General features: G+C 38.6%; 18 protein-coding genes. 11 read left to right on the top strand and 7 right to left on the bottom strand.

The features are described 5' to 3' along the window. Window positions 1-127 precede the first annotated feature (127 nt). The 6 genes from QMD71_03965 (at window position 128) to QMD71_03940 (ending at window position 12385) form a co-directional block, all read left to right on the top strand. Window positions 128-505: a retropepsin-like aspartic protease gene (locus QMD71_03965; protein MDI6840002.1), complete on the top strand. Its 378-nt coding sequence runs from the start codon at window positions 128-130 to the stop codon at window positions 503-505. 212 nt (window positions 506-717) lie between these two features. Then, complete coding sequence (locus QMD71_03960; GenBank protein ID MDI6840001.1) at window positions 718-882, top strand: hypothetical protein; 165 nt, start codon at window positions 718-720, stop codon at window positions 880-882. Continuing rightward, entirely contained in the window at window positions 879-7196 is a 6318-nt protein-coding gene (locus QMD71_03955; GenBank protein ID MDI6840000.1) for a FlgD immunoglobulin-like domain containing protein, read from the top strand. Before QMD71_03960 ends, QMD71_03955 begins: the two co-directional genes overlap by 4 nt. A 65-nt stretch (window positions 7197-7261) precedes the next feature. Beyond that, window positions 7262-9283: a T9SS type A sorting domain-containing protein gene (locus QMD71_03950; protein MDI6839999.1), complete on the top strand. Its 2022-nt coding sequence runs from the start codon at window positions 7262-7264 to the stop codon at window positions 9281-9283. Window positions 9284-9528: 245 nt separating this feature from the next. Next, entirely contained in the window at window positions 9529-11577 is a 2049-nt protein-coding gene (locus QMD71_03945; GenBank protein ID MDI6839998.1) for a T9SS type A sorting domain-containing protein, read from the top strand. 61 nt (window positions 11578-11638) lie between these two features. Next, window positions 11639-12385 (top strand): undecaprenyl-diphosphate phosphatase, encoded by a 747-nt coding sequence (locus tag QMD71_03940; protein MDI6839997.1) that lies wholly within the window; start codon window positions 11639-11641, stop codon window positions 12383-12385. On the opposite strand, the gene QMD71_03935 is transcribed toward QMD71_03940, so the two are convergent. From QMD71_03935 to QMD71_03905, 7 genes are all read right to left on the bottom strand, one after another. Then, on the bottom strand, window positions 12378-15131 hold the full coding sequence (locus QMD71_03935) for a C1 family peptidase (protein ID MDI6839996.1): 2754 nt from the start codon (window positions 15129-15131) through the stop codon (window positions 12378-12380). The two genes, QMD71_03940 and QMD71_03935, sit on opposite strands and share 8 nt — an antisense overlap. Further along, complete coding sequence (locus QMD71_03930) at window positions 15115-15657, bottom strand: HDIG domain-containing protein (GenBank protein ID MDI6839995.1); 543 nt, start codon at window positions 15655-15657, stop codon at window positions 15115-15117. Before QMD71_03930 ends, QMD71_03935 begins: the two co-directional genes overlap by 17 nt. Further along, on the bottom strand, window positions 15647-16510 hold the full coding sequence (gene lipA, locus QMD71_03925; protein MDI6839994.1) for a lipoyl synthase: 864 nt from the start codon (window positions 16508-16510) through the stop codon (window positions 15647-15649). Before lipA ends, QMD71_03930 begins: the two co-directional genes overlap by 11 nt. Before the next feature lie 187 nt (window positions 16511-16697). Then, on the bottom strand, window positions 16698-16952 hold the full coding sequence (locus QMD71_03920; protein MDI6839993.1) for an EF-Tu/IF-2/RF-3 family GTPase: 255 nt from the start codon (window positions 16950-16952) through the stop codon (window positions 16698-16700). 75 nt (window positions 16953-17027) lie between these two features. Further along, a complete protein-coding gene (locus QMD71_03915; GenBank protein ID MDI6839992.1) occupies window positions 17028-17978 on the bottom strand; it encodes a hypothetical protein in 951 nt (316 codons plus the stop codon). A 3-nt stretch (window positions 17979-17981) separates the two neighbouring features. After that, window positions 17982-18203 (bottom strand): DUF2007 domain-containing protein, encoded by a 222-nt coding sequence (locus QMD71_03910; protein ID MDI6839991.1) that lies wholly within the window; start codon window positions 18201-18203, stop codon window positions 17982-17984. Next, window positions 18203-18523 (bottom strand): cupin domain-containing protein, encoded by a 321-nt coding sequence (locus QMD71_03905; protein ID MDI6839990.1) that lies wholly within the window; start codon window positions 18521-18523, stop codon window positions 18203-18205. The genes QMD71_03910 and QMD71_03905 overlap by 1 nt, the downstream gene beginning before the upstream one ends. Window positions 18524-18631: 108 nt before the next feature. Between QMD71_03905 and QMD71_03900 the strand changes: the two genes are divergently transcribed. Genes QMD71_03900 through QMD71_03880 form a run of 5 tightly spaced genes read left to right on the top strand, consistent with a single transcriptional unit; the run spans window position 18632 to window position 21694 of the window. Beyond that, entirely contained in the window at window positions 18632-19345 is a 714-nt protein-coding gene (locus tag QMD71_03900) for an outer membrane lipoprotein carrier protein LolA (protein MDI6839989.1), read from the top strand. Between the two features lie 34 nt (window positions 19346-19379). Continuing rightward, window positions 19380-19799: a hypothetical protein gene (locus QMD71_03895; protein ID MDI6839988.1), complete on the top strand. Its 420-nt coding sequence runs from the start codon at window positions 19380-19382 to the stop codon at window positions 19797-19799. 29 nt (window positions 19800-19828) lie between these two features. Then, window positions 19829-20203, top strand: a complete 375-nt coding sequence (gene yidD, locus QMD71_03890) for a membrane protein insertion efficiency factor YidD (GenBank protein ID MDI6839987.1) — start codon at window positions 19829-19831, stop codon at window positions 20201-20203. A 50-nt stretch (window positions 20204-20253) separates the two neighbouring features. After that, window positions 20254-20970, top strand: coding sequence for a tetratricopeptide repeat protein (locus tag QMD71_03885; protein ID MDI6839986.1), 717 nt, complete (start codon window positions 20254-20256; stop codon window positions 20968-20970). Next, the gene (locus tag QMD71_03880) at window positions 20909-21694 is read left to right on the top strand and encodes a tetratricopeptide repeat protein (protein ID MDI6839985.1); all 786 of its coding nucleotides are present in this window, start codon (window positions 20909-20911) and stop codon (window positions 21692-21694) included. The genes QMD71_03885 and QMD71_03880 overlap by 62 nt, the downstream gene beginning before the upstream one ends. Window positions 21695-21802 lie beyond the last annotated feature (108 nt).

The raw sequence follows: 21802 nt of genomic DNA, 5'->3' as shown, positions 1-21802 counted from the left end.
GTTTTTCTAATTATACGGAATGAGAAGGAGTTAAATTATATTCGTGATATAAAATAGGATTTAGATAAAATATATAATAAGATAAATTATCACAATACAATTACAAAAGTATTTTTGAGGGTAAAAAATGAGTATCTTAATTAAGCTTGTTAGGATTGATGGTGACAAGGGGGGTGAGGAGGTAGACGCCTTATTTGACACAGGTACGACTTATTCTTTCATTTCCAAGTCTATAGCAAAAAAGGTGGCTACTGTTCTATTGCTTCCGCATCCAAAGGTATTTGAATTAGCTGAAAAGGGTAGGAAATTAGAGGCTAAGGAGCGTATAAGTTTAGATATTACATTAAATGGATTTACTGTATCCGATGATATCATTGTTGTAGACAACCTTTCTGAGAGCTTAATCATAGGGGCTGGTACTATGCAGAAATGGCGAATAAAGTTGGATATGGAAAATGATAAGGTAGTAATTGATGAGAGAGCAGTGAGATTGAGGCTAATTTAGAGTTATTTTTTAAAAAGTAATTTTTTTCTCTTGACAAAAATAAAAAATTGATTATAGTGTTAAGCACTGTAATGACACGGATTTATAGAATTTGGATATTGTAAGTATTGATAAGAGTTGAACAAAAACACATTTTTTTTTATTTTTTTCTTGACAAACTTTTTAAGATATCATAAAGTTAGCAAACTTATATTGAGATTAAGAATTTGGTAATGAAGATGGTGGAGATAAAAAAGAGAGAAGTATTATATATGAATATAGGAGGTATGTATGTAGCAAAAATAGTGGGTTGGGTAGGAAGTATAAACGGTTTAAGAATAATCCCGATAAATCGGGATAAAGTAGGGGATGTTTCCCCTAAGAAGGGGGTAAAATGAGTAGGAAGTTTGGTATAGGTGTAGCCTTAATAGGTCTTGTTTTAGGGCTCACTGGCAGGGCATATGTTGAGAAGAGTAGGGCGATGAGTAACACAAATAGTATTGCAAAGGCGCGGACAGTAAAGGGTGGGGCTACAAATCTATTGGTTATGGATTTCTTCTTGAAGACAGCAGACCCATGCACTGTTAATGCGATAACATTTAGGAATACTGGGACTGCTACTGCTCGGGATACAGGTGATATACAAGTAGTTAAGTTCTGGTATGAGAGTGGTGCTGATACAGGCTTTAATAGTGCAACTGACAACTTAGTCGGGACTGCAAGTTATTATGATACACTTGGTGGTCTAAACTGGTACTTGACTGGTATCAGTGCACCGAGGATACCGGGTGGTTCTGATTCAGTTCGAGTTTATGTCACAGTTGATTTAAAGGCAGTTCCACAAAATGGTAGGACTATCATAATGCAAATACCACAATTACAGGATACAAGTGCAGGTGGTACAACTGGCTCTTTTGACCTCATGGAAGTGGGTATATTTGTATCAAATCCAGAAGATGGTCCATCAGCCGACATCACAAATACTATGACACAGACTATTGATGTACAGAAGCCAAGATATGTAGTGAGTGGGTCAAGCTATCGTGCGGGCACAAAAATACTAACAGCAGTCTTTGACGAAGGCGTAGATTCAACTTATGTAGACCCGTCTAAGTTTACATACTGGACCAGACTTGGTTCTGTAAAGCTTACAGGTGCAACTGTCACTTCAGGTGATAACTCAACAGTGACGATGAAGGTAACCAAGGCTGTAGATGCTGCAATTCATACTTTTGCGAGTGGAGCAACAGATTCGTTAAATATTGATTCTTGTGCAGTTCGTGACACTGCCTGGCCAGCACCGGGTAATGCAATAGCAGATACAGATAGTGTTGATATCACATTCCTCTCTGATTCTGTAGCCCCAACTATTTCTCTTGTTAAATATAATGCTGGGACTAAGATATTAGCTATCACATTTGATGAGTATGTTAGGGGTTCATCGATTAAGCCACTGCTTCAAGCAGGGGGCGATAGTCTACAGATAATCTCTGGTACTATACGACAGAAACTATCAATCGCTGATACTTTGAATATTACTCCTACAGACTCACTTGATGAAGTAACTATTAAATTGAGCGCATACGAGGATACACTAATCCAGGCATTATCAAGTCCAACTGATAAGGACTCACTTGGATTTAAATATAGCACTGGGACCGATACAACAATTAAGGATATAAGTGGTAACAATTTAGCTGCAGGTGTATTTTCTATCTTAAACATAGCTGACCAGACTGCACCAGTTGTGGACTCTATCAAATACAACGCAGAGACAAATGTCCTTACATTGTATTGCAATGAGGTGGTTAGGACGACTGACTTTATAACTGATAGTTTAATAATTCACAGGGCTGGTGTAACCTCTGACAGTGTCAGATTAGGTGGTGTAACAGCACCGACTGGGAATGACCCAGTCCGTACTCTTAATCTTACAAATCGACAGAAGGCACATATACAGAATATGTACTTGGCAGCAGGTGCACCAAAGCTTGATATACTAAAAGGTGCATTTAAAGACTACGCTAATAACTTAGTAACTGCTGCTTCTAATCTCTCAATTACATATATAGAGGACGGGACACCGCCTGCAGTGGGAGCAGTTACATATTATGGTGGGAATAAGAAACTAAAAATAGGGTTTGATGAGCCAGTAGATGCTGACCCCGCTTCTAATGTAAATCTTAGTCTTGTCCGTCTACGTAATTACACAACTCCAGATACTGTCTTCTTAACAGGTGCTACAATCACACCTGCAGATTCAGATACACTAGTGATAAGGCTAACTAATAGGCAGGCAAGTGAGATAGATGGCTGGGCAGTTACGGATAATGATTCTCTGTGGTTATTGGGTGGAATTAATAACTTAGCTGGCTTACCTGTAGAAGGTAGGCGCTATAACCTTGACCATATAGCTGATGATAGTGTCCCAAAGCTTATAGCTCAGAAATATGATGGTAATACAAAGAGGTTGAGCCTTATATTTAATGAGTATGTGAAGTACTCATCAGTTGACTCAGTCCTCAGGCATAGTAGGATTAAGATATGGGGTACTCTTGCAAAGACACTTGCAGTTGATACAGTAAATCTTGCAGGTAGTACACTGCTTGATACTTCTTACACGCATCGTGACACATACAATCGTGATACTATGGAAATCAAGCTAACACCTGCAAAGCACGACTCTGTTGTGAACAAGCTGACAGGGACAAGGCATGTAATAATTACATATGCTGCAGCTGACTCTTTATGTGATATTACAGGGAAAGCTCTTGCATCTCTTGACTCTTCTCTTGTATTCGTTGATGATATTACTGGGCCAAAATTTGTCTCTGCTGCTTATAATGCAGGGACGAAGAAGTTTACAATTAGGTTTGACGAGTATATAGACCATACTCCAAACTATAACCTTGATGTGTCTAAACTACGCGTCCACACAAAGGGTCAAACTGATTATACATACTTTACAGATGCTATTGACACTATAATACAGACCGATGTAGACACTGCATACTTCTACCTAACTCCAGCACAAGATAAAGGAGTACAGACAATTGCATTAGCAGACCCATCTCCTACTGATACTATGTTACGGCTTGATATTCTGACTAATGTAGCAAGAGATGTAAATGGCTACTTTACAGAAGTTGATTCTCTAAATGCAACAATAACCTATACTGCTGATGCTACAGGACCGACTGTTGACACTTCAGTAGTGAAGCCAAGTATTACTGCAGACCGTGTGTTAAAAGTGACATTTAATGAATGGATAGCAGTAGACTCTACAGATGTGAGTAAGTGGTGGGTCACTGATTACGATCATACAGATTCAGTGCAGTTGACAGGCTCTAAGATAGATACTACAAAGGATTCTACAGTAGTTGTAGATACGCTAACAACTGAACAGTATGATAGGATTGCTGGCTTTGGTACTATACCACTGCTCAGGCTTAATGCAGGTGCAGTTAGAGACTTAGCTAATAACCCCAATGCTGCAATATCCGGTATTACGACAACACTTGGACCTGATACTATTAAGCCGTATATGCTATCTACAGGTTGGTATCGTCATAGTGACTCGCTATTAGTCCTTAAGTTCAATGAAGTAATCCACTCTGTTCCTTGGACTAATGTAGTAGCGAGTAAGGTGCATTTGTCAGATACACGCACCAAGGCGTCTATTACATTAGCTCAGGCCGAACATCAGAGTCCTTCTAATACAGACAGTGTTGTATTTAGGCTAACTGGCGCACACAGGGATACAATCTCAACTTGGCGTGCTGCAGGTGCGACCAAGTTATTTGTAAGAGCAGATTCTGCTGCATTCCAAGATATGGCATCTAATTATAACTTGGCAGAGCTTGATTCACTTGCTAACTGGTATCCTGACACTATTAATCCGACTCTTATAAGTGTAGCCTGGACAAGAGCTGATACTTTCTATACAGGGTTTGAAGTAGGTGATACTATTCGGTTCGTATTCAGTGAGCATATGGATAAGTCAACTATAACATCCACAAATGTGGATACCAGGTTAAAGATTAACCGTACAGGTGGCAGTTACGGCTATTCACCGACTTGTTGGTGGAATGCGGCTGGTGATACATTCACGCTATTGCTTGGTAGTGGGTTCAATTTACAGAGCCCCGATACAGTTAATCCATCAGATGATGTCAAAGATTTGGGTGGTGAGAAGGATTCAACTCTGACTTTTACTAATTGCTTAATACGTGATAATCTAGGACCGAAGCTTCGCAGTATTACTTTTGTTAACAGTGATGGACCTACTGATACCAGGCTGACACAGGGTGACAAGTTTATATTCAACTTCAGTGAGCCATTAGATTCGACTTGTATTGACTCTTCAAATGCAAGTACCAGACTTGGTGTTACAAACTCTCATATTTTCGGTTGTGATACAGTAGGCGGTTTTGTTTGGAGTCGTCCTGACTTCAGAAGTTGTACAGTAACAGTTGCTAAAGCTACCTTTACTGTAGTCAGCAACATGGTAACTGGTGGAGACAGTGTTAACCCAACCAACAGTGTTGTAGATAGACACAAGCCAAGTGGTAATGCAGACGAGTCAACTCTTAGACCACTACTTGAGACAGTAAGTCCAATCTTTAGGAGTATAGAGACTTATCGTAGCAGCGTAACAGATACAATGGATAACAAGATAAGGGTAGCATTCTCAGAAGGGTTTGGCTTTGGTGCTACTGGTGTAGCTGCGAATGCATATTGGAGAGTAGCAGGTAGTCAGCCGGATTCAGTTGTAGGTGCAATTGGTGATACAACAAAGATACTGTATGTACCAAGATTTGGGACCGGTTATACTCCATTAGTAGAGTATGTCGCTACTACTGGTTATGCTGACTCTTCTAAGAACTATTTGGGTACATATTCAGCAACTGCAGTAGATAAGATTCCACCAAGATTTGTTTGCTCAACAGCAGTGCGTACTGACTTGACACCGCCAGAAAGTATTGTAGTGGTGACCTTTACTGAGCCAATACAAGGAAGCAATACTCCCGGTACATGGAGGACAGAAGCTGTAGCCCCAAGGAGTATGACTGGTATAGACTCTACTACCCGTAGGGTGCTGTGGGGCTGCAAGCTTGCTACCGATAGCACCTGTGTCCAATATCTAGGCTCACCGGGTGGTGGCAACTTACGCGATTATGCTACACCACCATGCTTTGTGGCTGCGGCGACAGTCTATGCTAAGGCGGGTACCCCTGCTACAGGTGCACCTACATCACTTGATGCTGCAGAGGTCTCTTCAAGCCAGATTAATTTGACATGGGTTGATAACTCTGCAAATGAAGAAGGGTTCCAGATATGGCGTAAGGATTCAGCTACTGGTAGCTATGTAAAGATAGATAGTGTCGGCGCCAATGTCCAGTTCTATGCTAATAGAGGACTACTTCCTGAGCACTGGTATTGGTATAAAGTGAGGGCATATAACATCTATGGAGTGACAGGGTTCTCTAATGTAGACAGTGCTAAGACACAGCCCGGGACAAAGCCATTCTATGCATCAGTGAAGACGGGCTGGAATATGCACTCAGTACCCGGAACTGCTCAGCCATCAATGGAGTTAGACTCTATATTCAAGGGTAACACTGAAGTATACACATATGTTGCCGGAGCTTATACTACTCCAACCGATGCTGAGATTGGTGTCGGCTACTGGGTAGCACAAGCTGCAGATAGGGTAGATACAATCACAGTAACTCCATGCACTCTCTACACCAAAGTCTTACGTAAAGGCTGGAATATGATTGGAACTACAAGTGATATTGTGCCATTATCTCAGGTAGTAGTTAACCCTGATACTGGACTTGTACCTAATACTCTATACTGGTATAACCCAGTAACAAGGACATATGAGCTTAAGGATGCTCTCGTACCTCCACTTGGATACTGGATAGCTGCAAGGTGTAGCTGCACAATCACTGTTAGGAAGACTGGAAAAGTTCTACCAGTTATTGGTGCAGCAGAGAAACCCGAAATACTGTGGGGTGTAGACCTTAGACTTGAGAGTGCAGGCGTAGAGAAGATACTTAGATTTGGAGCTGCCCGTACTGCAACAACTGGCTTTGATACCTATATTGATAAGATAGTCCCACCTTCACCACCAGGAGCTCACTTTGCTGAAATAGGAACGAAGCCTGTTCTTAATGCATACTTCCATAGTGAGATTCCGGGCTGTGTAACTGATATTAGAAAGCCCGGTAATAACGAGTGGAAATTAGCAGTGAATGTCCCAGAGTATACTATTAGCTGGAATCCATCAGCTATACCGGAGAACCTGACATTGACTCTACTTGTTGGCAATGAGAGTGTTGATATGAGAGAGCAAGCAAAAGTGTCTGTTAAGGGAGCTTCCTCAGTAAGAATTCTTGCCAACGAAACTGGAATATCTACTATCCCAACTGTATTTGCTCTGTCACAGAATACACCAAACCCATTTGTAAGTGGGACAGAGATTAAGCTTGCAATTCCTACTCGTTTACATACTACTGTTACTATCTATAACTTAGGTGGACAGTTAGTTAGGACACTTGTTGATAAAGAGATGGAGCCCGGCTACTACACCTTATACTGGGATGGCACAGATAATTTTGGGACAAAGCTTAGTGGTGGTGTCTACTTCTACAAGTTACAGACGGACGGATTCAGTTCAATTAAGAAACTAACAATACTTAGATAACAAGGAGTAGGGGCGAGGTAACCTCGCCCCTACCTTTGTGTTAACCAGTGAAAAAAGGAGGTAGGATGGAAAGGGTAAAGTTTTTTACAATAGCTGCTTGTTTGGCTTCTTTATTCTTGTGGTCAGAAGTGAAAGCAGACCCAGTTTGGTCAATTCCAATTAATGTAAAAGGAGACGGTACTTTGTATACATTATACTTTGCTACTGCTGTTGGTGCTACTGATGGCTACGATGTAGATGTAGATGAGCCACATCCACCGGGTCCACCGGGTGCATTTGATGCATATTTTTACATTGAGCATCCTGACTTCTCTTGTCTGACTAAAGATGCAAGGACACCAGCTTCTAACACATGGACACTTGTAACTGCTAATGCAATTGGGAAGACTGATTCTATAACATGGAGCTTAGCAAATATACCTAATGAAGGTACTTTTACATTAAATGGTATCAATATGAGTGTAGAGAGTGTAGCAGTATATGAAGGCAATATAACCAAAACTATAACATATACTGACACTACACCACCATCTGCACCTACAGGGGTAAGTGTAGCTAATACATGGGTAAGTGGGGAGCTTAAACTTACATGGACAAACCCGACACAGGCTGATTTTTCGTATATTCGTATCTATAGGTCAGTAGTACAGGGCCAACTTGGCAGTCTCGTATATGACAATGTAGTGGGTACAACTAAGACTGATATTGGGCTAACAATTGGGACTACCTACTACTATACATTAAGGGCAGTAGATTTGAGTGGTAACGAGTCTAAAAATACAGACCAGTATTCTGGTACACCTATTGCCTCTATCCCTGCTATACCTATAATAGTAAAAGGGAATGGCACCTCTTATACACTTTATTTTGGAACTCATCCTGACGCTACTGACGGCTACGATGTAGGTATAGATGAGCCACATCCACCGGGTCCACCGGGTGCATTTGATGCGTATTTCTATATTGAGCATCCTGACTTTCCTTGTTTAACTAAAGATATGAGAGCAGCTGCAGATATACATATTATATGGACATTGGTAACAGCTAATGCAATTGGGAAGACTGACTCTATAAAGTGGAGCCCTGCAGACCTACCAGCTCAAGGTGTGTTCACACTTGATACTGCGGGCCTTAACATTAATATGAGAACTGATAGTGTAGCTGTATACACAGGGAATCTGACACTATATATTAAATATCTGCTTCCACCTACTACATATACAGTTTCGGGTACAGTTGGTCTATCAGATAACCCACCAAATTTAAGTGGTAGCATAGTGACAATAGATAGTAAAGCAGATACAACTGATAGCCTGGGTTTCTATGCGATTACAGGGCTTATGAGTGGCACTTATGATATACATGTAACTCATGATGGTTATTATCCTGATTCAAGCATGGATGTGGTAATTTCTAAGGATACAACGATAAATTACACCCTCACCTATATAATACAGAGAGATGTTGGCCCATTTGTTATTCTTTCACCACCTGATACAGTAAAATCAGACTCTACATATTCTGTTAATGTAAGATTTAAGAACTTTGGAAAAGTAGCTGAAACTCCTAAAGTCAAATGTATCATTGACGGTATTTATGCAGATTCCGGAAATGCAATATTACCTGTAGATGGGACAGATGATGTGATATTTAAGAATTGGACTGTTCCCCATCATACTACTGACACTACATATGTAATAACTGCGATTTCTTTACTTGCAGTTGACGAAAATCCATCTAATGATACATTGTCAAAGACGATATTTGTACTTAAAGTTGGAATAGAAGAGGTAGCAGCCTCTATACCAACTACATATTCACTTTCACCAGGCGTGCCAAACCCGGCTACTGGGGTTGTGAAAATCTCGTACGCTATACCGGAAAAGGGCAAGGTAAAGATTACGGTCTATGATATCGTAGGTAAGCTTGTTGCAACTGTTAAAGACGGTATTGAAGAGCCCGGTTATAAAGTTGCACTGTGGGATATGAGTGATGCGAACGGTAAAAAAGTGCAATCCGGTGTTTACTTCTACAGATTGGAAGCGGCTGGATTCTCATCTACAAGGAAGATGCTTGTGATAAGATAACTTAGGGATAAATTAGAAATTTAAAGGGGGAGTGAAAGCTCCCCTTTTTTATTGACAAAATGCAATTATTCAATTAAAGTTGGAGCTGGTAAATGAGACGAGAAAATGGAAATATGAGTAGGGGGCAGGTCTCCCGACCTGCCTAAGAAAATAGGGATTTTGGGTCAGGAGACCCAAAGCTACCCTGGGATATGCGCGAGATTATGGCACAAAATTTACCAGTGCCGCATAGAAAAAAGAGGGATATGTTTAAGAAAATAAATAGAAAAAATGTGCGAAGCAGTGGTAACAGAGTAATTCTTGTAGCTATTTTCATAGTTTCCTTGCTCTTATATGTAAATGTAGAATCAGCGCCTACTTGGTCAATCCCAATTACTGTTAAAGGAGATGGTACTTCATATACTCTTTACTTTGCTGTTGATACTGGTGCTACTGATGGCTATAATTCTGGTAAAGATGAGCCGCATCCACCAGGCCCACCGGGTGCATTTGATGCATATTTTTACATTGTGCATCCTGACTTCCCTTGTCTAACTAAAGATGCAAGAGCACCAGCTTCTAACTCATGGACACTTGTAACAGCTAATGCAATTGGGAAGACTGATTCTATAACATGGAGCTTAGCAAATATATCTAATGAAGGTACTTTTACATTAAATGGTATCAATATGAGTGTAGAGAGTGTAGCAGTATATGAAGGCAATATAACCAAAACTATAACATATACTGACACTACACCACCATCTGCACCTACAAATATCAGTGTCAGCCGAACAGGGGGTGGTACCCAATCAATCCTTACTTGGACAAATCCGGCACAGCTTGATTTTGCTCATATTCGTATCTACAGGTCAACAACTTTAGGTCAGCTTGGTAGTCTTGTGCATGATAACGTGACAGGGACTACAAAAACTGATACAGGACTTACAAGTGGAGTTACCTACTGGTATACATTAAGGAGTGTAGATTTAAGTAGTAACGAGTCAAAAAACACAGACCAACATAGTGCGTCTATCCCTATAGTAGTAAAAGGCGATGGCACCTCTTATACACTTTATTTTGGGACTGACCCCAATGCTACTAATAGTTACGATAGTGGTATAGATGAGCCACATCCACCAGGGCCACCAGGTGCATTTGATTCATATTTTTACATTGTGCATCCTGACTTCCCTTGTTTGACTAAAGATATGAGGTCAGTATCAGATACACTTATTATTTGGACATTAGTCACTACTAATGCTATAGGGAAGACTGATTCTATAAAGTGGAGCCCATCAAATTTGCCCACAGAGGGCACTTTTACATTTGATACTACAACACTTAAACTTAATATGCGGACTGATAGTGTAGCTATGTATATAGGGAATCAGACATTATACATTAGATATAGACTCACATCTACCCAATATACTGTGAGTGGCAAAGTAGGGTTATCAAACAATCCATCAGATTCAAGTGGTAGCATAGTGGTAGCAACAGGTGCTGATACTGCACTGGACATTACTGATAGACACGGTGCATACAGTTTAAATGTAAAAGGTGGTACCTATAAGATAAATGTGACACATACAGACTATTATTCTAAAGATACGACTGTTGTGATTTCCAGTAACACAGCAATAAACTTAACACTCACTCGTATACTGAAGGATGTAGGTGCAGTTGCAATAGTAGCACCACCTGATACAGTTTACACAGATTCTACAGTCAATGTTGTAGCTAAAGTTGCAAACTTCGGCAATACAGGAGTGAGTTTTAATGTCTACTGTGATATTCACACTATATACCAGTCAGTTTACGCAGATACACAGGGAGTAGTAGACCTTAGTCCAGGTGATACTGTAAAGGTATCCTTTAGAAGCTGGTGCGTTCCTTCTGCTGCAGGTGGCACCACTTTTACCATGGATGTGAAAACACTACTTGTAAGCGATGTAGCAGCATCAAATGATACCACATCGAAAAAGATATTTGTCCAAAGCTATAGAGTAGAAGAAGTAGGATACTCTATACCTACTACTTATTTGCTATTACAAAGTGTTCCAAATCCGGCTACTGGGGCTGTAAGAATTCATTATGCTATACCAGAAAAAAGTAGGGTAAAGATTAAAGTCTACGATATTACAGGAAAGATTGTAACAACTATCAAAGATGGTGTTGAGGAATCGGGTTACAAAGTTGCAGTCTGGGATATGAAGGATGCAAAGGGTGAAAAAGTGCAATTCGGTGTATATTTCTACAGACTGGAGATTGGCGGACTTACTTTTAATAAGAAAATGGTAATTTTAAAATAACAGGTGACTCCAGAATAATATCAAATATTAAAAATCAAATATCAAATTAATCTTTGATTTAATGTGTATACTCTATTCTCTAATTCTTAGCATCGTTCAGGGGGTAACAGAATTTTTTCCAATATCTTCGTCTGCCCATCTTGCATTGTTAGAGGCAGTATTTGGGATTAAAGATAAGCTTACACTTACTGTTTTTCTACATTTTGGCTCAGCACTTGCCATTATTGCGGTTCTTTGTAAAGATATAAAGGAAATTGTTACAAAAGATTTACAACTTATTTTAGTTCTCATTATTGGCTCTATACCAGCAGGTATTTTAGGCTTTTTTTTAAGAGATAAAATAGAGCTCGTTTTTAACAGGCTGATTTTAATTGGATTAGCTCTTGTAGTAATGGGAATAATTCTATGGTTAACAAGTGGATTAGAAGAGAAAAGGGTAAAAGTTACACTATTAGATGCAATTCTGATTGGTATAGCACAAGGGATTGGGATTATTCCGGGAATATCAAGGTCAGGTATTACTATTTCAACAGGTATTTATTTAGGGCTTAACCGGGTGCAGGCAGTAAAGTTTTCTCTCCTGCTTGCAATTATTTCAATTATTGGAGCATCTATGTTTGAAATAATCTGTCGTTCTGTAGGAGCGAGGTTACCTTGCCCCTACCTCTCTGTTATTATAGGTATTTTTGTATCATTTTTTGCAAGCTATTTATCAATCAAGTACCTTTTAAAGGTTGTTAAAGGTAGAAACTTTTATCTATTTTCTATTTATTGCTGGGTAATGGGCTTTTTAATTCTCATTATTTAATCAATATCATTTCCTTTGCTGCTATGCGATGACCAACTTGAAATCTCACAAAATAGACACCAGATGGTAGATTTTTAGATTCAAAGCTAACAGTGTAAGAACCAGGTCCTATACTCTTATTGAGTAAAGTCTCAACTAATCTACCACTTACATTATAGATACTGATATTTACCGTAGCCCTTTTAGGTAAAGTGTATTTGATATATGTTACTGGACCACAAGGATTAGGATAACTTTGAGATAATGAAAACTGGATAGGAATTGAAGGCTTATTTCCACTCTCAACTATTCCTGGTTGTGGTATATTGTAGTAATTACCAGTACGTGCTGGTACGGCTCTATACATATTCCAGTAATTGCTACTACCAGCTTTGGACTTGTAATCTATCGTCTGAATCCCATAGTTATTTCCAAATACAAGCTCAAAATCGCCATCTTTATCTAAATCAATAATTGCAGGTGAAGACAAAATGCTACCACCAGTTGGAATAGGGAACCCAAAAACAAGTGACCCATCAATATGACAGGCATAAAGGTTATTATCACTTGAGCCGATGACAACTTCAGGTGTTCCATCATTATCAATGTCAGAAAAGCAAGCCGAAGCTTGAATCATACTACCAGTCGGCACATGCCATCCCTCTACTAAATTGCCATCATGGTGGTAAGCGTAAATATAGCCATCATTTGAGCCAAATACTACTTCCAAATCGTTATCATTATCAAAATCCACAAATGAGGGCGAACTCTTTATAGCGCCATTAGTAGAAATATGCAACGCCTCTGTAGCGTCAGGATTTAAGATATATAGATTCTTATCCCATGAGCCTACGACAACTTTTAAGCCACTACCATCCAAGTTAGCGATAGAGGGTGCCGAACTTATCTTACCACCTGTGCTAAATGGCCAGCCACTAAGTAAAGTACCGTTAGCAGAGATAGCATAGATTTTATTATCTAGAGTTCCAAAGATAATGTCATTCACCCCATCTTCATCTAAATCTGCCACAGCAGCACCAGCATAAATAATCCCACTTACAGAATATGGAAAGTTAGCATTGTAACTTGTCCCATCATGATTTAACACATAAAGCTTTTTGTCAAAACTGCCTATAATTATTTCCATGTCACCATTGTTATCTAAATCAGATAAAACTGGTGTTGCCGTTACATGACCTCCCGTCACTATTGGCGGAGTAAGTAGAGAGCCATCCTTTTTTATTATGTAAATTTTATTGTCCCATGAACCTACCACAATATCAAGACTGCCGTCCTTGTCTACATCCCCAATTGCAGGGGAGCTCTCAATTTTAGCTCCAGTTGAAAAAGGAAATCCGTGCTGTGTTGAACCGTCGGCATTTATAACATGGAGGTTACCATCATTGCAGCCCACTATGACTTCGTTTATGCCATCGTTGTCTATATCAATGACAACAGGTGAAGAGTTAACACTATATCCTAAAATTACAGGCCAGCCAGCCTGATTCAATGTCACTTCTATATTAAACTTTAACTCAGTTAAATAAGGAAGTGCGCCTTCATTAGCAGTTACAAATAGTGAAACAGGAACACTACAAACACCACTCTCCTCTCTAATACTAAATTTAAACCCCTCGTCACTGTTAGTAACTGTATCACCTGGTTCAATATCACCATATGCACCTATGCTATCAATAAGATTAATCATATGGTTACTTGAGGATAAGATAGCAGTCACATTTGTAGCCTTTGACCAGCTTGGTTCATTGCATAAAGCTACTTTCATTAAAGCTGTCTCACCCGGATTCAAAACACTGTCACCATCACCTACAAGCTCTTCAATAGTGTAATAAACATAAGTTAACAATGGAAGCCTATTATCCATAGGAACCATCCAAGCTACAGCAGTTTCAATCTCACACTGTCCCCATTTTATACGAAACCAGCCACTCTCACCCCAGTAAGGCCCCCAACTATTCTTACAAATCCAACAACTATCATTGTCATTCCAGCCAAGCATCGCAACCGCGTGCGCACCTAATAAATCACCCCAAACATGTTCATATATACCACCATTATAGTACATGAAATCCTCATAGACCAAAAAACCAACCTCGACAGGACCGTTCATAATTTCAGCCTTTATCGTATCTACTGAACTTGTAACCCAACCCCAATCCATTACCTTTCTCCTTCTCCATTCCCAATCAGTGCACTTATTTTCACATGGAATTTCATCATTAGCTTGATATTGGAAGCAAGCCTCATCTACTACTTCATTTTGCTTCAAAAATTCACACACAGCCCCAATAGTCCAGCCACCACAGCCACCCGGACTGCAAGATAGTAGATACTGTTCAGAAAGATTCATGGATAAGTCAGGTGTATTTGTACAGATGTTTATTAACGCCTCCAGTGCCCCAAGTGCCCCAAATGCCCAGCAACTGCCACAATTACCCTGATTTCTGATAGGGGTCATCCAGTTCTGGTTATTGTGATTACGCCAGTCGAATTCGGGTGGTGGTTCTCTTTTTACCATTATCTCCTTTTTTGACCCTTTAAGGGTTTCATACGGTGTCCAGCCACACAGTGCTTTTTTCTGTTCTTTAGAAAGTTTAGAGACCGATGTCTCACCTGCTATCCAATTAGCGCCCTTATCTTTAATTGCTTTCTTAATTTCTTCTATTGGTGTATCCCTTCCCATTGCTGTTGATAGTGAGACTAACAAAGTTATTGCTAATATATGCAGTTTACTTATCAAATTCATAATTAATACGTTGCATCCCTTTAAGCACTAAATCAACAAATAACTCAAGTTTAATACCAAGTTTATCGCAGCTCTTTATCTGGTCACGATTTACGCTGGCTGCAAATCGCTTTTCATTAAATCTGCGTAGTATAAATTCCTTGTCTAATGAAGCAAGCTTTTTATCCGGGTGCATTAAACAAGCTGCCACTATAAGTCCGGTGAGTGGGTCAATTGCATATAGTGCAATATCTAATTTTGATTTCGGCTCCACTTTTCCTGAGTGTGCTTTAATTGCATATAAGACACAATCATCTACTTTTCCTGTAAGCAATTCTGCAGTTCTCATCCCATGTCTTGTGGGATCATCTTTTGTCTCCTCATAATCAAGGTCGTGTAATAGGCCGGCAATTCCCCAGACATCTTCATTTTCTTTTAAGTAATTTGCTATTTCCCTCATCGCTGCCTCAACTGCAAGTGAATGTTTGATAAGATTCTTACTCTTTATTTTAGAATTGACTAACTTTAATGCTTCTTCACGCTTCATAAGGCTTTGCACTACATTTTAACATAGCTTCTCTTGCTTTGTATGAACTCCTCACATAAGGACCTGCTACTACATATCTAAATCCAAATGAATATCCTATTTCCTCGTATTGCATAAATTGGTCAGGGTGTATGTAATCAACTACAGGTAGTTGTCGGCCTGTTGGTCGTAGATATTGACCTATTGTTAAAATATCAACTCCTTGCTCTTTTAAATCTTCCATTAAACTCAATACTTCATCTACTGTTTCACCTAATCCAAGCATAAAGCCTGATTTAGTAATGGTGGATGGGGTAATTTTCTTTACATAGTTTAGTAGTTTAAGTGAATCCATGTAATTGTATCTTGGTCTAACCTGTGGATAGAGGCTCGGCACTGTCTCTATGTTGTGACTTATGACTTCAGGGTAAGTAACTGCAACTCTTTTAATAGACTGTAAATCAAGAATTGGTAGCAGTAATTCAACTGTAGTTCTTGGATTTATTTTTCGTATTTCATTTGTGGTAGCAATAAATTGGGATGCACCACCATCTGTTAGGTCATCTCTTGTTACAGATGTCACCACTACATGTGATAATCTGAGTTGTCTTGTAGCTTGTGCTACATGTTTAGGCTCTTCTTTGTCAACTTGGGATGGTTTTCCCTTTTTTACACCACAAAAGCCACAATTTCTTGTACATATATCTCCAAGAATGAGAAATGTAGCTGTCCCTCTATCAAAGCATTCACCAATATTTGGGCATTTAGCTTCTTCACAGACAGTATGAAGTGACAAACCGCGAAATATTGATTTCATTTGGACGAGGGTTTCTGGCTTCGGAAAATGGTGTCTTATCCAATTAGGAATAGGCATATAAAATATAAATTCTAAATCCGAAGCACTAAATCCTAAACAAATTCCAAATCCAAAATCCAAATTCTCAAACCCTCTAAAAGTTTTGAGTTTGGGACATTTGAATTTTGATATTGTTTAGGATTTAGAATTTCGTGCTTAGGATTTTTCTCATGCAAGGTTACCAAGCTTATCTACTCCTTATTTCCTACTCTGTCACTTTGTATACATGGTCGTGGCGTCTTACTCTTTCTTTTACTTTTATACCAACAGAGTCACCAACATTAGCTTCCTCTACCTTATTGTGTTCTATCTCCATTGACTCCACAGTTTGTGTAAAGTCAGTTGTATGTCCTTTAATGTGGATAGTATCACCAATCTTTAATATTCCATTGGTGATACGTATAGCAACAACACCTACATGAGAAAAGTAATCCTCAACCTTCCCAATTTCTTCTTCCATTTTCCCCTCCTATACTAAGGTTACCTTCCCCATACCCTTGACCTCGTCCCAGTATCGGGAAAGAGCCCTCCTGTGCTAAATTTCTGTTAACCTTTTTGTCTTATTTCTTAATTTCTGTGCCCAATCTTCGTTTATATCTTCAAGTTCTTGCATCACTAATGAGCAATATGCTCTCATTTTATCAAAGTCTCTTATTTTATAATAAGTCTGAGCAAGCAATAAGTAACAAGAACTCCTTACTCTCCTGTTTCTTGGCTTTTTTGCCTCTGAAAGCAAAAGTGAATGTTTGCAAGCATTGATTGATTCTATCCAGTTTTTCTTATAAAAGTTAACCTCACCTTTATTGTAAAGTAATGCAGTATTTTCGGGATATATTTGTAACAGTTTATCAATAATCTCATCTGCCTGTTTATACATTCCTTCCATAAGATACACTCTCAATAGAAAGAAAGCAGCCGGCATTTTAGCATATTTTCCGTAAGTGGATGCAAGTTTTAATTCTTCCATTCCTTTATTTTTTCTCATCCTAAGAAATAGGATATATTTTCCAAAATAGTAATCGTATAAGCCAAATCCCATATATATATCAAAAATTGTAGAATCCGTCCTAAGTGCTTTTTCAAGGCTTCTTCTTGCACGAATTCCATCAATAAAACAGCCTATCCAGTCGCCTTTTAAAGCTCTTTGGACTGCCCTCTCACCACGAGTTGACCCAACATAAAATAAGTTATACTCATTGTTATCAAGCTTGAGCTTCTCTTCTGCAAATTTAACTCCAAGTGTAGCAATTGAATCAAGCTCTGTTTTCATTTTACGACTATTTTCAAATGAAAGCAATGTGGCTAAAAGTGAAGAAAGATAAAAATAACCCTCAGGGTCGTTGGGATAAAGAGATATAAGAGTATTAAACTCTTTGCGAGCCGATTCGTAATTTTCTTTGTAAATGTAATCAATTCCTTGAAGTATGTGATAGTCCTTTATTGGGTCAGAGATTACAAATATGAGTAAAGTAGTGATAAAAAGCATAGATTAATGCTTTACATTTAGGTAATCATCTACGATAGACTTTGCACACTCATAATCTTTATTTGCAACAAGTATTTCTCCCCAACACGGTGTCATCATTTGAGCTATGTTATCAAACATTGATACCTGATACGATTTTACAAAAACCTTTATACCCTCATTTTCTAATAACGACCTTATTGTTATAGCCATAAACTCATCCGGGGCCCTATAAACGCTTTTCATTATTCACCCGTTGTCTTAGTCGCAGTTGGTTCAATCAATAGAATAGTTGCCTCATTGTCTGCCCTTGAGCGATGTTTTATACCCATTTTAACAAGGTAACCTTCTCCTTCTTGTAACTCAACTGTCTCTTTTTCAGTGTCTATGAATGCGGAACCTTGTATTACTAAGAAAAATTCATCCTCTTTTTTATGGACATGCCACTTATAAGCACCTTTGATTTTTGCAAGTCGTAGGGCAATACCATTGATAAACACAATTTCATGTGATTGCCATAGTTGTTTTATAGTTTTACTATAATCTATTAGATTAATTTTTGGCATATCTACCCTCCTTTTTAAAGTTTGTTAAATGATACTACATCTTTTATGGAAGTCAAGAATTTTACTTTTTTCTTGACAAAGATTTCTAACACAGTATCTTTAGTAAAAATGTGGATTATATTTTGGCTGTTTTCCTTGTCTCCGTTACTTGAAAAAGTAAATATCTCTTACGATAAAATTGAGACTTTACAAGGTGAGATTACAAGATATTTTACATCAGCAGGTAATCGGACACAGACGACCATAGGTAAATTTTACTTAAAAAAGCCAAATAAATTGTTCATTAAGTATGCCAAACCGGAACAAACTATTGTGCTCAACGATACACTGCTCTGGATTTATCTACCAGCAGATAAAAAGGCGTTAAAAGTAGACTATGCGACACTATCACCGTTAGAAAAGCATCTAATAGGGGTTGGGTCATTCCTTGGTCTTAACTCTATTCATGGGCTTGAGGCTGCATTTGAGTTTGAGTCCCAAGATGAATATACTATAGTAGCGAAGCCTAAAAATGGGGCTAAAGTCATTAGCAAGATTGTTCTTAATGTAGACCCACAAATGAGTGTCATTTTAGGGGCTAAAATTTTTGACCTTAAAGGGGTATTGGTAACTTCAACTAAATATGAGAATTGGAAAGAGTTAGATGGGATTTGGTTTCCACAAAGGGTAATTTCTAATATTTATTTGAGTAGGAAAGAAATTAAGGAAGAGAATAATTTCAAAAAAGTAAGTATCAACAGTAGAATTGGGGAAGAATGTTTTAATTTTATACCTCCTAAAAGTATAGAGGTTGTAGAATTGGACTTAGTAGATAAAAGATAAATATAAAATTGTAAAAAATGAAAGGAGGTGACCGATGAGGCGCACTTTACCAGCTGTATTGCTGCTAATCCTATTAGGGACATTAGTTGTTCCTAAAGTAGCAGTAGCAAAGGGTGGTTGCATGTCTGGCTTAGTAGGCTGCTTAATTGGGCCAAGAGTGGGGCTTGAACTTAATGAAGGTAAGCCGGTAGAGACCACAGAATGGCTACGTTTAATACTCATAGGAGTGCTGATTAACGATTACCAAGCTTTCCAGAAGAATGGGCCTGTAGGCTGTCTATTAGAGAACTTCTTGGGCCCAAGAGTTGGAAGGCAGTATGACCATCGTAAGTTTAGGACTATGGAACTTCTGGGTCTCTTAATCCCTGTAATTCCATATTCACTTATGGTATTTGAAGCTTACCAGGGTAAGACGATGACTGAGATTGAAGCAAAAGAGAACTTGGCTAAGTAGGGATAATTCATGAATTGCCCCTACAATTTATGGGGGCAGGTGTTATTACCTGCCCCCATCGGTTGGTGATATTACTTCTCGCTACTTTAGTATTAAATCAGGTAGATCTTTCTGTCTGCCAACAAGTAAGAAAAGAAAACAGCTTTTTCTCCTTAATTGCTACAAAACTTATACGAGTGTATCAGCTTGTATTCTCTAACCGTCAGGGAGAAGTATGCAATTTTACCCCGTCCTGTTCCAATTATGCTTATGAGGCAATTAAAAAATATGGGTTGCGTGGCGTTCTTATGACTATGGATAGACTTGAACGCTGTAACTACTTTGCCTGGCAATATAAGGATAAATATTATGAAGTAAAATGGGACGAAGGTAGAGGAGATAGACTCTACGACCCTGTTGAATGAGTTATTTGAGTTTATTGAGTTTATTGAGTTATTGAGTTTTAAGCTCTTTAATGATTTATAGCATATTTGCAACAATATTAATCTATACAGTAGAGCCATTGAAGCTACCTAATGAGCTGAATTATATGATAGACCCGGAAAAAGTAGTTTTATTTGCAAATCACCTTTATACTACCAAAAACTACGAAGCCTCAATAACTGAATACGAGCGTGCCATCTTTCTTGGTGCAACTGACACATCTGCAATTTTACTTAAGATAGGAAGAGCTTACTCACTTCTTGGTAACTATGAAAAAGCACGTAAATGTTTAGCACGAGTAGCCAATGATACTGCATTAGCTATTATTGGGTTTACATGGCTTGAAAATAAGGAAATTAAAATGGCTGAGACTTCTTTTACTAAAATAAAGGATGAGAGTTGGCGTCGTGAGTTAGACAAGGAGTGTTTAAAATTATTAACCTTACCTTACAAGAGCCCATTAGTTGCAGGGTTTTCAAGTGCTATCATACCTGGAACTGGACGAGCGTATTCTGGTCGATTAGGGGATGGGATTTTCTCGTTCATATTTACTATAGGGAGCTTTACATTGAGCTGTCAGTACTACAGAACAAAGGATTATCCTCAATCAGTGGCATTAGGACTTATTGGGGCACTTTTTTATTTAGGCGATATTTATGGTAGTGTAGTTGGGGCTGAATTATACAATGAAAAAGTCTATTATGATACACTTGAGGAATTTAAAAAGGATTTTAGTTATCTCTATTAGTATTGGTATTTGCAGCGCTTCCTATTCGCAGGTTGGTATAACTTACTTTGCAGATAAGCTTTTTGATGAAGGCAAATATAAAAGTGCTATTGTAGAATATGAGCGACTAAATTTTTTCTACCCTGATTCCCATTTCCAATATCGTATAGGAGTTTGTTATCAGAAATTAGGTAATTTAGATAAAGCAGCGGCTGTATTTGGAGAACTCGGTGCCATTGCTTCTATGGAGCTCATAAATACTTATATTGAATTAGGTGGATACTCTTTAGCTCGTTTTGCAGCCGAAGACTTGAATGGGGGCGAGAATCTAATAGCCTGGCTTTATACTATGGAAGGTAGATGGGATGAAGGAGCACAGGTTTTTGAAAATATAGGTAAGAATGACTTGAAAAGTGCAGTCCTCCAAGGGAAAACCCTTCCGTATAAGTCTGAAAGGTTAGCACATTTATTCTCTACAATTGTGCCCGGGATGGGTGAAATTTATGCTAAAAAATTTGTAGCTGGAATTATTACTTTTTCCCTTAATGCTATTACGGGCTGTTTTGCAGTTAAATCTGTTAGGGAACACCGTTATCTTGATGGTACACTCATTACCATATTCTTTTGGAATCGGTTTTATTCTGGTGGGATTGAAAATGCAAGGAATGCAGTTAGAGGATATAATAAGAATTTAAAAGACCGATATATAAAACACATTAAAGAGAAATACAAATCACCGCTATGAAATCACGTTTGTCCCAATTATTTTCCTGTTACTGTTAAGGTAGAATGTCCTCTTTATTGTTCAGCAAGAATGTCCTCATATTCTCTATTATGCTCTATATCTCTTGCC

The sequence above is a fragment of the bacterium genome, from assembly GCA_030018315.1.
GTDB lineage: Bacteria > Hydrothermota > UBA3073 > JACQXS01 > JAGMCI01 > JASEGA01.
This window is presented reverse-complemented; position numbering and strand designations above follow the sequence as displayed.